The sequence below is a fragment of the Psychrobacter sp. CAL346-MNA-CIBAN-0220 genome (assembly GCF_040309805.1).
In the GTDB taxonomy this organism is placed as follows: Bacteria; Pseudomonadota; Gammaproteobacteria; order Pseudomonadales; family Moraxellaceae; genus Psychrobacter.
Genome location: NZ_JBEOPF010000004.1, coordinates 256,313 through 269,423 on the forward strand (window position 1 = coordinate 256,313; position 13,111 = coordinate 269,423).

The following is a 13,111-nucleotide window of genomic DNA, read 5'->3' on the forward strand; positions in this document are numbered from 1 at the left end:
TAATTAAAGGTAGGTGATAAAAAACCATATCTCATTGCTAAGATATGGTCATTTAATTAACAGCTGATATAAAGGACTATCGAACTGTATACCTCTCTAATAACATTTATAAAAAAACCAGCCTAATTATCAATCAGTACACACTACTTAGCATCATCCACGACTTCAAAGCAGATGCCAGAATGGGTTTTAAGTCGCGTTAATAGCTTATCACCCATAGCTGATGCTGGCGTCCAAAAGCCACCTTTAACATCCTCTTTAGCAATATCTTGCACCAGACACAATGCTGATTGGGCCAGCATACGTGAGGTGCTGCCATAGCCTGGATCTTTATCGCCCGTGACTTTGGTAGTAATGCTGTCATTCTTAGAAGTCTTACCAAAGAAGCGAATGTCAAAAAAGCCATTTTCTTGCTCAGATTTAGATGGGCCATCACCTGACTTGGTTAGAACGTGCTTTGATAGAAACTCACGACTGGGCTTAAAGGTCATGGCAGTAGCGAAACCTAATAGTCCCACACTTAAGCCATAGCTCATCAATTGACCTTTGACCCCATCTTGCATCCACATCGCTTCGTCATATTTAAAATCGCGGCCATATTCGTAGTCGAGCAGCTGGTTACTACGATGGACGATACGCGTATTAATACTGGCCATCACAAAGGGTGCCAGCCAGCGGCCATGCTTGGTATCGTATTCCGGCTTACTGACATTATCTTGGCGCGCATCAGGAACGTCTTGATCGTCATTAAGTAGATACGGGTTGGCCAATTGTCGGCGACGTTCTTTATCTTGACCGACTTCTTCAAAAATAGTGGCCATCGAAGCAATGGTACCGCCGGACAATCCGCCCTTAGCCGCTTTTACGCGCATATGAATAACATTGCAGACTTTATCAAATTGCGCTTCGGCTTGCTGCTGAGTGAAGTAGACGCCTAAGTCTGAGGGGATAGAGTCAAAGCCACATGAGTTGACAATCCGTGCTCCACTTTGCTTAGCGGAATCTTGGTATTTGTCCATCATGTCTTTGATAAAGATAGCCTCACCAGTGAGATCCACATAATCGGTACCGTTACTGGTACAAGATTTGATCAGTGGCTCACCATACTTCAGATAAGGGCCAACGGTTGAGATGATAACCTGTGTTTGTTGAGTCATCTCATCGAGGCTGGCCTCATCGTTACTGTCCGCAATGATAATATCTACTTTAGTAGGTGTTGCGCCATCATCTTTTTTGTGACTGATTTCAGTCTGCAATTTTTTAAGCTTGTCTTCATCGCGACCTGCTATCGCCCAAGTTACTGCTGATTTGGCTGTTGAGCTGTCTTTAGATACTGAGCTAGCATCAGTTTCTGCATTGGATAAAAACTGTGCCAAGTAGTGAGCGGTTATTTGTCCTACAAAGCTAGTAGCACCATATAAAACCACTGCATAAGGACGATTTCCATTATTAGCCTGCTTTGTTTTATCTGACTTATTAAAATCTGACGCTGTTTGTGTATTATTGTCCATATTGGTTGTCCTTAATGACTGTTATATAAAAACGTTTGTTATAAAAATAATTGTTATACAGGTGATTATTAGATAAATGAAGATGATATGAATGGCAACTAACTTTAAATAATCGTTATAAAACAAAAATCTAATTACTGGATCTTGTTTTTCACGGTCGATATAAAAACTGATATAAAAATTAGAGTATAAAAGCTGAGCGTAAGCTACTTATGTTTATAGCAGATTGCTGGCTAGTAATAATGTAAAGAATTGAGCTGACAAAATCATCTGAGCACATTCAAGAATAGAAACCAAGAAAAAAAACTTAAAAGAGTCAAATTTGCTACAAACAAGGTAATACTGCTACACAGGTTACACAATATAGCGTGATGATTACCAAAATGAACGTTTAATCCTGCAATATATTGCTAATCTAGCATCACAACTCGTAAGCAATAATATTAACAACAAAACAAGCAGTAACGATTAGCATTAAAGATTAAAAGTATCGAGGTCTATATTATAAGTTCTCATTAAACAGTCAATAAATGAGTTCATGATAAGACAATCAATATAAAAAAGTACCTTGCTACACGTTACTTAGCTTTATTTTTTATCTGAGGAGAATGATTATGTTTCGCTGGGCTATTATTTTTGCAGTTATCGCACTGATCGCAAGCTTACTAGGTTTTGGTGGGGTAGCTGGTCTATCTTCTAACTTGGCATACATTTTCTTAGTAGTCGCGGTTATATTATTTATCGTGGCTTTTGTTGGTCGTAAGATGTAATGGCAAGGGTTTCAAGTTAATCGTAAAGAAGCCGCATAAAAAAAGTCCTCAATTGAGGGCTTTTTTTGTTTGAGTAACTTGTCGCTTTAAGTTAATACGTTTAAGCCTTTGATGGCCGTGGCAAAAAAACATTTACAAACGTTTGGGCTGAATAATATGTTCCATACGCTTTGCCAGACGAATATCAAGACTAGTGATACCCCCAGTATCGTGAGTCGTTAGACGTACGTCCACTACGTTATAAATATTGTGCCATTCTGGATGGTGCTCAAGTGCCTCAGCATGAAATGCCGCTTGGCTCATAAAGCTAATGGCCTCAATGAAATTACTAAAGTGATAAGTTTTAACGATACTATTGCCGTCACGCTGCCAGCCAGCTAAGTCTTCTAACTGCAAATCGACTTGTTTATCAGATAAACTACTCATAGGAATATCCTTTATTATTGTATAAAAATTAATTGAAGATTCGGGGCGCCCGTAGTATCAAGCCCAAAGCGAATAGTAAAATCATGCTAGTCTTATATCTCTGCTATTATTTTCTGACCCTGCTATTTCATAATGGCGGTGTTAAAATGGCTATAGAGCAAAAAACCTACCTACGCCTTACATCCTGCCATATATTCAGTTAGAAATATATGGGTAAAGATATTAGGGGTGTAGGCAGGTAATTTAAGACAGGTTGAAAGCGTTTTCTAGGGTGTTTCTATCTCGTGATACTATTTCTATATGGTTAATTCTATATAACGATTTCTATATAAAGAATCTTATATAAGAAAGCGCTATACCAAGTCTTGGTAGTCAGGATGCTTATTAATATACGATGATACAAATGAGCATTGGGGCACGACTTTTTTGTCATATTTACGCGCATAGTCTAGGGCATGTTTGACTAAGGCTGAGCCCACTCCGCGACCACCTAACGCTTGAGGCACAATAGTATGGTCATAAACCAAGGTATCGCCGCGCTCTTGATAACTGATATAGCCAGTTTGTCCATCAAGGGTGGTTTCAAAGCGATTGGCTTGTTCGTTATGATTAATATCTAAGTCTTGTTGCGAATCTGGTGTACTCATAAGAGAACTCCTTTTTTATTATAAATAAGTAGTTGTTATCAATAGGGTGCAATATGATGGCAGTGCCACTTGCAACCGAATTTACATCTTACTATTGTCAGCATTTACCACTCTTTTGACCAGTGGTTTACCGTAAAAGTAGATAGGGCAGATGTTATTATCCTTCAAATTACCAGGCATAAAACCAAGCTTGGCGCACTACTTGCGGGATATATTTACCCAGACCGCGTCCCAACTCTCTACTTCTCTGTTCTTTTTTAGCATTTTTCTCAGCACCGTTTTCGGTTACCTGATTGGCATCAGTCGTTGCTATTGATTGGGTGTATGTCTGCCACTCATCAGCGCTCGGCTTACTGAAATGATGAATACGTGCCAGCACTTGGCGAAATTGGGTACCAAAATGTCCGGTATTATATCCTAAGCCATACTTACGACATATCGCTTTCACTTGGGGTGCGACACTAGAATAACGGTGAGCAGGCATATCAGGGAAGATATGGTGCTCAATCTGATGCGATAGATTACCGGTTAAAATATGGAATAATTTGCTGCCCTCAATGTTGCTCGAGCCCAGAATCTGACGTACATACCAGTCACCTTTGCTCTCATTATCGTCAAGATGGGTATAAATGTGGGCCTGTTCAGTAAGGTGTCCACAAAATATCACCGCCCACGTCCACAGATTACGAGCAATATTAGCAGTGATATTACCGCTTAGAGTGCTAACGGCACTACCCCGACCTAAAGTCAGTCCTGCAACGGCAGGTAGAGCAATATAATCCTTACCGACTTGCCGAACAATTTTGGCAAATAAGGCGCGTGACTTCTTTTGCATTATCAGTGGCAGCTGCGGAGTATCTGCATATTCGTCAACACTGATTTGAATATCATGGAAAGCCACTGCCCACTCAAAACCGAGTGCTAGGATTAGGGTTTTAAATGGGTTGTAGCGATCGCTTGGTGTCCAAGTTTGCTCATCAGTGACCCGAATCAAATGATAGCCGACATCATGATCACGTCCCACGATATTGGTCAAAGTATGATGCAGATAGTTATGAGAATGCTGCCATAAAGGGGCAGGACAAACAATATCCCAGTCGAAGTTTTGGCTGTTCAGATGTGGATGTTGCATCCAATCATACTGTCCGTGCATGACATTATGACCAAGCTCCATATTGTTTAAAATTTTACTAAAACTCAATACAGTAGTACCCAGTAGCCATACACTCAGTTGGTGTCGTCGTGATGACAGTCGTCCAGCCACTGCCAGTAGGCCACGCGCAACAAGTTCACTATAAACCACCGTGGCGTAAACCCTCTTAATATAGCGTGCATCATTGCCATCAAGGGTGTCCATGACACTTTGATAGAGTGTATTGAACTCACCCGCAAGCGCTTCGGTCTGCGCTTTCGATAATGGCGCACCCGTCAAGATAGGGTAGCGCATAGGTTTAATCTGCGCCTCTGAGTTTTGATGTTCAGGGTGTTGATTATCAAAGGAACTATCAGTATTGCCTTTAGCAATTTGATCGTCATTAGCTGCTGTATGAGCAGCGGTTTGCGCTGCCAATGTTGGGCGACCCTGTCCGATCAACTGCTCATCAGTTAATGCCGTCAGTATGGGTACAGCAGAGTGTGCGGTGGATATAGGCGGTAACATGCGCATAAGTAATCCTTAACCGAGGCTGTTAATAGTTGGAAGTACTATATCTGAAAATACAGTATTGGAAACCCAGGATCGGTTTAATAGGTCAAGTAAGCTTCAGCATACAATACAGGGTAATGTTAGTCTATTTACATCTGGTAATAGTTGCTGTCTTTTGGTTAGTATATCTAATCTTATGATTAATAATTTAAATAATAACTAATGAATAAATAAATATCAATCCTACCGCTATCGAACCTTCAAAGCCCATCAATTATTTGTGCGTCCATTCTATCTATAAGTGTTCTATGGAGTGCTGATAGCTAATGGGGTTTTTGGCTGTCGCTAGATATCGAGTACTACGTCTGTCAGTGCCACATTGATACAGGTTTGGATCGATTCATAACCGTCGCTGCTTATTTTACCAGTCTGAATGTTTTTGACAATGCCGCTAATTTTATTACAACGGCACATCTGGCAAATTCCTTGCCTACAGCCATAGTTCATGCGAATGCCTGCTTGTTCAGCACCGAGCAATAAAGTGCTACTGCTGTCGAATTGGCGTTGCCGGGATCTTAAATAGATGGTTTTTGACTCTACTTCCTCTATTTTATTTTCCCCGTCACTATTTAACTCAGGTAAAGCGGTGCCAAAGCGCTCGATGATAATGTTGTCGCGTAATGAATGGCTGTCAGATAATGATGCGTTAATTGCTGAATGGTCACTTGATACAGAACCACTAGGCAACGCTATTTCAGCGGCGACGCGATATAGCTCGGCTAAAAATGTTTGCGAGCCGCAAGCAAATATTTGCGTGTCTGCTAATGGTAACGCTAGTGATAATAAGCTTTGTGCACTTAAATGCCGCGTGCCCGCTAAATAGGTACTGGAATCTTCAGTGTTAATCAGATGATAAGTAAAGGCTGGATAATTTTTAGCTAAGTCTTGCCAATAGGACGTTAATATAGGGCTACGATTATAATGTAATAAAGCTACCTCTTGCACGCCTTGTAGTGCCTGCATAATCAGTCCTAACATCGGAGTGATACCGCTCCCACTTGCTATAAATAATAGCGGTTGCTGCTTATTAGACAAAGTTGTTAAATCTACCTTTTTTGCCAAATCTGCTTGCGCTAACGTAAAATCACCACTCGGTATGCTGCTACCAAATATTGACCCAAGCACGGCATGCTTAGTCAGATAGTCAGAAACCAAACCTTGGGGTTTAACAGCGATAGTAATGCTATGACCTTGCTGCTTTTGCTTTTTATGATACTTATCATTAACGTCATTATTAGATTCGTTATTAGATTCATGATAGTCATCGTGCCACCACAGTGATTGCTGCGGCAAACCCACTAACGAGTAACTACGCTGATGGTTAATCCCATCAATAGGGATAGTTAAATTAAGGTGTTGTCCGCCTTGCCATCCACCCTGTAAACCAAATACCTGCTGTTTAAAAGCGTGATTACTTGCAAAATGTAGCGCAATCAAATCGTTACTGAGTGGCTGCCGAGCAACAAGGCGCAACTTGGGCGTCGTCAATGACCAAAACGGATGTAGTTTAGTGCCAATAAAATCAATAAAAGCACGTTGGACGAGTTCAGGGCGGTAACCGCTGGTCATAGGCACAATACCTTATTTTTGAGGCTTGTTTTCAATACTTTATAATTGTCTGTTATAACAAAATTTATATCAATAAAATTTTTAAACGTTAGTTTTATTGATTAGCTATTCTAATATATTAACGGCTATTGCTTAGATTTGCGAAAGGTTTGCTGCAATTTTTTGTGGCAATTAACCCACCTAAGTCTATCAGGCAGATGAGGTGCCATCTTAAATAGTAATTTTATTTCCAGTTTTTAGTTAAAACCGCCTGTGACAGTCAATTCATAATAATATAAATATAAAGAAACCGCGAGTAGGCTATATCTAGAATATGAAAACAGCGACGGCAATCGAGGTTGACGATGGTGACGTTTTACTATAGGCAGACTATAGCTTGCAGGGCATGCGCCACAATGCGATAATAGCAGACAATTGGTAACCCAGATTTTGAGGTACGGCACGTTTAGCATCATCGCTAAGTCGTGTTTGTTGACCTCTTCTATGCAGTCTATCGGAGTGTTAATGGCTCAATATATTTACACGATGAACAACGTGTCAAAACTTGTTCCGCCTAAGCGTGAGATTCTAAAAAATATTAATCTGTCCTTTTTCCCTGGTGCCAAAATCGGCGTCTTGGGAATCAACGGTTCGGGTAAATCAACTTTGCTACGTATTATGGCTGGGGTTGATACCGAATTTAGCGGGGAGGCGCGTGCCCAAACGGGTACTAAAATCGGTTATTTACCGCAAGAACCGCAGCTAGACGACAGTAAAGACGTACGCGGTAATGTCGAAGACGGTATGCGTGAAGCCTTAGATGCGTTAGCGCGTCTAGATGCCATTTATGCTGAATACGCTGAGCCTGATGCTGACTTTGACAAGCTTGCCGAAGAACAAGGCAAGATGGAAGACATTATTCAAACGTGGGATGCGCATAACTTAAGCTCGCAGTTAGAGAAAGCAGCCGATGCGCTACGTTTGCCACCATGGGATGCGGACGTCAGCAGACTATCTGGTGGTGAAAAACGCCGTGTGGCCTTATGCCGCTTGCTGCTGTCGCGTCCTGATATGCTGTTACTCGACGAACCGACCAACCATTTGGACGCTGAGTCTGTCGCCTGGCTAGAGCAATTCTTGCAAAACTATAGCGGTACTATCGTGGCTATTACCCATGACCGTTATTTCTTGGACAATGTCGCCCAGTGGATTTTGGAGCTTGACCGTGGTCATGGTTATCCTTATGAAGGCAACTACACTGAATGGCTCGAGCAAAAGAATACCCGTCTAGAGCAGCAAAATAAGCAAGAAGAATCGTTTGCTAAAGCCTTGAAAAAAGAGCTGGATTGGATCCGTAAAAACAAAAAAGGCCAACAAGCCAAGTCTAAATCTCGCGTCCAGCGTTTTGAAGAGCTCAACTCACAAGAGTTCCAAAAGCGTAACGAGACCTCTGAGATTTATATTCCACCTGGTCCTCGTTTGGGTAATAAAGTCATCGAAGTGAATGATATCGCTAAATCATTTGGCGACCGTTTGCTCTATGAAAACCTAAGCTTCAACGTACCAGCAGGGGCTATCGTCGGTATCATTGGCCCGAATGGTGCCGGTAAAACCACGCTATTTAATATGATTACTGAGCGTGATACCCCAGATAGTGGTTCAGTTGATTTGGGTGAAAGCGTTAGCGTTGCCTATGTCGGTCAGGTTCGTGATAATTTAGATGACGACAAAACCGTTTGGGAAGAAATTTCTGACGGTCTTGATATTATCACTGTTGGTGAATATACCACTCCCAGCCGTGCTTATATCGGCCGCTTTAACTTTAAAGGCTCAGACCAACAAAAACGTGTTGGTCAACTGTCCGGTGGTGAGCGTAACCGCTTACAACTGGCGAAAACTTTGAAGCAAGGGGCGAACGTCTTATTACTGGATGAACCATCGAACGATTTAGACATTGAAACTTTACGTGCGCTGGAAGATGCTATTCAAGTATTCCCTGGCACCGTTATGGTCGTGTCGCATGATCGCTGGTTCCTTGACCGCATTGCGACTCATATCTTAGCATTTGAAGAAGAAGGTCCAGTCTGGTTTGACGGTAACTATTCTGAGTTTGAGACTTATCGTAAAAAGCAACTTGGTGATAATGCCGGCCCTAAACGTATGAAGTATAAGAAAATTACCAGCTAGTATCTTAAGTAGAATAGGGGCGGATTAAATAATATCGCTTTTATTAAACTTATAGACATTCAAAAAAAGACCTCTAATTAATTAGAGGTCTTTTTTATGGGCTTAAATTCTTGATTTAAATTATCGGCTTAAATGATAGTTAAAACTTTCAATTCATATTAACGCTTACGACTGAACTTACGTTGTTTTTTATTGCTAATCTCAGTAATCGCGTGGGCAATTGCTTTCTCATCAAGGCTCGCCACTTGCTGCAAAATTTGCATCATATCGGGGCTAAGCACATATTTGGCATGATGAGCGATATTATCAATACGCTTGTCAAAGGTTAATACGCCGGTCTCCTCATCTTCTCGTAGATAGTCAAGGCGGATAAGCGCATTAACGAAGCTGAGAAACAGCGAACGATCAAAGAAGTCCGGAATATCATCGGCATATAGGACCGATAAGCGCTGTCCGAGCAGATGGCATAAGTCAACGACTTCTTCTGCCGTTAAGTTCCCTGAGCCTTGCTGAGCAAGCAGAGCCAAGGTCATAAAGTAACGCTCAAGACTTTGGCCAACAGGCGTTGCTAACACTTCTAACTGCTGATAATGACTGCTATTGGCGTCAGGTACGCTAAGAATGTCATCACCTAACTCGACAATAAGACCATGAGACAGCATGTTTTCGATTTTTTGATTCAAGGTATCCGTCAAACCATGCGCTGGGTAATGTAAAAACAGCTCACTTTGTAAAAAGGGATACAGCTGCGACACGATACCATCAAGGCGACTGCGGGTGATGCGACCGTTGCGTGCCACTAGCGCTGCTAAAAATGACAGTAGAATAAACACATGCAAGATGTTATTACGGAAATAGCTAAGCAGTGCGGCCTGCTTATCAGCCACTTGAATAATATCCCCTAGGATATGCGGCGTGCGCTCAATAAGTTTGAGTTTGATTCCATAATCGATGATTTTCTGCGGGCTCATATCGGTGATAACTGTGTCATCAGCATACGGCACTTGGCGTGCAATACCTTGATAAAGGGCAATTTGCTCGCGGCAAATATCTTCATCAAGCGCCGCTTTTGGTGCTGATAGTAGCACTAAGGACAATAACGATACTGGATTGACCACCGCCGCTTTATTAATGTGCTGCATGATTTTGACGCCAATATTATCGACCATGGCGCTGGCTTTTTCATCTAGCGGCGTATCAGTGCGATCTATAGGCAAACTATCAGCAGGCACATCAAACTTTTGCATAAAATCGCTAAGATGTAGGGGGGTGCCAAAGCTTAAATGAACATGACCAAAGATGCGCTCAATTTTACGACCCACTTTAAGTAGCCCTATTAAGGATTCTGATTCTTTGGGTTTGCCTTTTAGTTCACCAACATAAGTGCCCCCTTCCATAATACGCTCGTAGCCAATATAAGTCGGAATAAAGACCACCGGCTTATTGGTATGGCGTAGCTGACTGTGCACGGTCATTGCCAACATACCCATCTTAGGTGGTAATAACCGCCCTGTACGTGAGCGCCCGCCCTCAATAAAGTATTCAATTGGCGTCTTTCGGGTAATAAGAGAGTGCATATACTCACGCAATACCGCGGTATAAAGGGCGTTACCTCGAAAGCTACGACGAATAAAGAAGGCTACTGCCCCGCGTAAAAATGGCCCTAATACGGGTACATCTAAGTTATCGCCTGCGGCGACATAAGGAATGCTTAAGCCGCGCTTATAAATAACGTAGGACAGTAATAGATAATCAACATGGCTGCGATGACAAGGAACATAAATAATTTCATAATCAGCCGCCAGCTCGCGCACGCGCTCAAAGTGATGGACTTCCACGCCATCATAGAGCTGCGTCCATAACCAAGTTAAAAACCGATCAAAGACGCGGATAATGGGGTAGGAGTAGTTATTAACCATCTCATTAGCATAGCCTTTAGCAGTGCCACGTGCTTCACGAACTGTGACCGCTGTCTCGTTAGCTTCACTTTCTATGGCGTGCTTAATAGCTGGCGAGTAAATCAGCTTATCCACCAGGTTTCGTCTATCTGACAAGTCAGGGCCAAGCATGCTGGCGCGTTGCTTATCAAGATAAACATTTAGCTGCTGTTGGAGTGACCGTAGCAGTTCGCGATTGGCATCAGCAGTAGAAACCAATGCATGACGCGGCCCTTTATTATTGATCTTATCTGTCTCATTTAAGCGGTCTATATTATTAGAGTTGCCAGTAATAGCAGTGCCACTATCTTTAAGATCAGCTGTAAAAATATCATCAAATAATGCAGGCTCGTCTAAGTCAGATTCTTGTTCGTCGTGCAGGCTGTCATATATAATAGTTCTTAAGTCTTGCGGTGGATGGAATTGGACAAAGGTATCGCGCCCCATCACCCCAATATTAAATAACTGCTTGGTGATACTGGGGTCTTCCCAACCATCGGTCATCAGTAGCTTAAATAGGGAATCTTCTTTTTCAGGGGCGCGTCCCCAGAGAATCGAGACTGGTACCAATCGAATCTTAACCTCTGAATACTGTAATGTCGCGGCAATCAGACGCGATAGACGCGGCGACAGCTGATCGTCTTTGGCTTTTGGATGATGCAAAAATATAATGGCTGCATTTTCATCTATTTGATGGATACGATCTTTTACCCCAACTAGAGCGGCTGGTAATTTATATTCTTGAGTTTGCAGATCAATCAAAATACTATTAGAACGCGAATAATCTTGCAGCACATAAAATGTCAGCGTTTGATCGTCAGTATCAAATTCTGGTAGCTCGCCTAATAATTTCGGCTTGACCGCCACATCAAGTACTTGCCCTGATATCTTGCGATAGAGCTGGTTAATCGGTGCTTTGGTATAGGACGTGGTCGCCACTTTATTGCTGTCAGAGGTTTGAGCCTTGTCAGTGGTATCGGCAACAACAGGCGCTTTAAACATCCGCTTTTTTAAAAAACTGGGTATCATAATCAAAAGTCAAACTTTGTAAAATATAATGCGCTTATGATGCCATAAAAGTAAGTGAAGCGATATATGGTGTCGGTATCTCTGCTTGATATTATAGTCTACCCGCTATAAAACGACACCAACATCAAGCTCGTTCGCCCTAGAGGCCTTGATAAGTCAGGTGTAACCTGCACTCGATTGCTTTGTATGGGTACTGTTATGGGTTGATAGTATGAGGTTTAACCGATTGCATGTTTAAATGAGCGCTCTTTTTGCGTAAGATAAGTAAATACCCTTTTTATCATCACTGACTGAACGTGAACGCTTATGACACCTGCCATTAACCTTGCCAAACAGCGCGGCCTTGATTATCAGCTGCACGATTATGCTCATGATAATAATGCGGTCTCTTATGGCTTAGAAGCTGCTGAAAAATTAGGCGTTGCTGCAGAGCGCATCTTTAAGACTTTAGTGGTCGAAACCGATAATGGCAAACTAGCGGTGGCTATTCTGCCGGTTGATACCACTCTAAATCTGAAAAAAATAGCCAAAGTGCTCGCCTGTAAAAAAGTACAAATGGCCGAACCGAAACAAGTCGAACGCAGTACTGGCTATGTATTGGGCGGCGTTAGTCCATTAGGACAAAAAAAGCATTTAATAACGGTGATTGATAGTTCAGCGCAAGCGCAGCCTACAATATATGTCAGTGCTGGTCGCCGTGGACTAGAGATTGAATTGCCACCACAGCAGTTAGCAGATACGCTTAAGGCGCGCTTTGCTGCCATTGCGGATAGCTAACCACCCTGTAAAAACATTAAAACCTAACTGGCTTTTATGTTAGATAAATTACTATATCCTATCCCCATAACAAGGACGACTTCCATGCCGCATTTAACCATCCAAGCGACGCCTAACGTCAGTATTCCTCATGCTGAATCCTTGCTTAAAGCACTTAATCAAGTCCTTTGGGATAGTGGTCATTTTGGCAAAGCCACTGATATTAAAGCGCGTATACTGCCGGTTAATACATTTTTAGTGGGGATAGAGGATGATGAACAAGCGCAAGGTTTTATCTATGCCCATCTCAAACTAATGACAGGTCGAGACAGTAGTATTCGTAATCAACTGGCTGAGCTATTGGTCACGGCAATAGAAGACAAGCTTGGTGCGGCACAGTCAGGGCGAGCAGTACTACAAATATGTGTCGAGGTTGAAGAGATTAGCGCCGTTTATCAAAAGAAAGTTTTTGGTAGTTAAAGAGTTAAAAAGTTAATTCACAGTATGCCATCTCATCTATCTGTCTGTATAAGCCAGCTACGGTCTGCACTCGGCTTCGTTGCCGCACTTTTTAGTTTTTCCACTATCATTTTTC

General features: G+C 42.1%; 10 protein-coding genes. 4 read left to right on the forward strand and 6 right to left on the reverse strand.

Annotated elements, in window-relative coordinates:
- Positions 1-143: 143 nt before the first annotated feature.
- On the reverse strand, positions 144-1,511 hold the full coding sequence (locus tag AAEY88_RS10010) for a saccharopine dehydrogenase NADP-binding domain-containing protein (protein WP_350561960.1): 1,368 nt from the start codon (positions 1,509-1,511) through the stop codon (positions 144-146).
- A gap of 614 nt (positions 1,512-2,125) precedes the next feature.
- On the opposite strand from AAEY88_RS10010, the gene AAEY88_RS10015 reads away from it, so the two are divergent.
- On the forward strand, positions 2,126-2,281 hold the full coding sequence (locus tag AAEY88_RS10015) for a DUF1328 domain-containing protein (RefSeq protein WP_025646712.1): 156 nt from the start codon (positions 2,126-2,128) through the stop codon (positions 2,279-2,281).
- A 132-nt stretch (positions 2,282-2,413) separates the two neighbouring features.
- Here AAEY88_RS10015 and AAEY88_RS10020 read toward each other — a convergent pair whose 3' ends face one another.
- The 4 genes from AAEY88_RS10020 to AAEY88_RS10035 form a co-directional block, all read right to left on the reverse strand.
- Positions 2,414-2,707: a 4a-hydroxytetrahydrobiopterin dehydratase gene (locus tag AAEY88_RS10020; protein WP_350561962.1), complete on the reverse strand. Its 294-nt coding sequence runs from the start codon at positions 2,705-2,707 to the stop codon at positions 2,414-2,416.
- 353 nt (positions 2,708-3,060) lie between these two features.
- Positions 3,061-3,354 (reverse strand): GNAT family N-acetyltransferase, encoded by a 294-nt coding sequence (locus AAEY88_RS10025; RefSeq protein WP_350561964.1) that lies wholly within the window; start codon positions 3,352-3,354, stop codon positions 3,061-3,063.
- Between the two features lie 169 nt (positions 3,355-3,523).
- The gene (locus tag AAEY88_RS10030; RefSeq protein ID WP_350561966.1) at positions 3,524-5,020 is read right to left on the reverse strand and encodes an acyl-CoA desaturase; all 1,497 of its coding nucleotides are present in this window, start codon (positions 5,018-5,020) and stop codon (positions 3,524-3,526) included.
- A 324-nt stretch (positions 5,021-5,344) separates the two neighbouring features.
- Positions 5,345-6,628, reverse strand: coding sequence for a 2Fe-2S iron-sulfur cluster-binding protein (locus AAEY88_RS10035; RefSeq protein ID WP_350561968.1), 1,284 nt, complete (start codon positions 6,626-6,628; stop codon positions 5,345-5,347).
- Between the two features lie 504 nt (positions 6,629-7,132).
- Between AAEY88_RS10035 and ettA the strand changes: the two genes are divergently transcribed.
- Positions 7,133-8,794: an energy-dependent translational throttle protein EttA gene (gene ettA, locus AAEY88_RS10040; RefSeq protein ID WP_350561970.1), complete on the forward strand. Its 1,662-nt coding sequence runs from the start codon at positions 7,133-7,135 to the stop codon at positions 8,792-8,794.
- A gap of 158 nt (positions 8,795-8,952) precedes the next feature.
- Here the strand turns inward: ettA and plsB are convergent, their stop codons facing one another.
- Complete coding sequence (plsB, locus tag AAEY88_RS10045) at positions 8,953-11,760, reverse strand: glycerol-3-phosphate 1-O-acyltransferase PlsB (RefSeq protein ID WP_350561972.1); 2,808 nt, start codon at positions 11,758-11,760, stop codon at positions 8,953-8,955.
- A gap of 306 nt (positions 11,761-12,066) precedes the next feature.
- On the opposite strand from plsB, the gene ybaK reads away from it, so the two are divergent.
- Positions 12,067-12,537, forward strand: coding sequence for a Cys-tRNA(Pro) deacylase (gene ybaK / locus AAEY88_RS10050; protein ID WP_350561973.1), 471 nt, complete (start codon positions 12,067-12,069; stop codon positions 12,535-12,537).
- Positions 12,538-12,621: 84 nt separating this feature from the next.
- Positions 12,622-12,996: a 5-carboxymethyl-2-hydroxymuconate Delta-isomerase gene (locus tag AAEY88_RS10055; RefSeq protein ID WP_350561974.1), complete on the forward strand. Its 375-nt coding sequence runs from the start codon at positions 12,622-12,624 to the stop codon at positions 12,994-12,996.
- Positions 12,997-13,111: the final 115 nt, after the last annotated feature.

Coding starts and splice junctions, on each gene's coding strand:
- AAEY88_RS10010 (WP_350561960.1), bottom strand. CDS start 1,511: ATGGACAATAATACACAAACAGCGTCAGATTTTAATAAGTCAGATAAA.
- AAEY88_RS10015 (WP_025646712.1), top strand. CDS start 2,126: ATGTTTCGCTGGGCTATTATTTTTGCAGTTATCGCACTGATCGCAAGC.
- AAEY88_RS10020 (WP_350561962.1), bottom strand. CDS start 2,707: ATGAGTAGTTTATCTGATAAACAAGTCGATTTGCAGTTAGAAGACTTA.
- AAEY88_RS10025 (WP_350561964.1), bottom strand. CDS start 3,354: ATGAGTACACCAGATTCGCAACAAGACTTAGATATTAATCATAACGAA.
- AAEY88_RS10030 (WP_350561966.1), bottom strand. CDS start 5,020: ATGCGCATGTTACCGCCTATATCCACCGCACACTCTGCTGTACCCATA.
- AAEY88_RS10035 (WP_350561968.1), bottom strand. CDS start 6,628: ATGACCAGCGGTTACCGCCCTGAACTCGTCCAACGTGCTTTTATTGAT.
- ettA (WP_350561970.1), top strand. CDS start 7,133: ATGGCTCAATATATTTACACGATGAACAACGTGTCAAAACTTGTTCCG.
- plsB (WP_350561972.1), bottom strand. CDS start 11,760: ATGATACCCAGTTTTTTAAAAAAGCGGATGTTTAAAGCGCCTGTTGTT.
- ybaK (WP_350561973.1), top strand. CDS start 12,067: ATGACACCTGCCATTAACCTTGCCAAACAGCGCGGCCTTGATTATCAG.
- AAEY88_RS10055 (WP_350561974.1), top strand. CDS start 12,622: ATGCCGCATTTAACCATCCAAGCGACGCCTAACGTCAGTATTCCTCAT.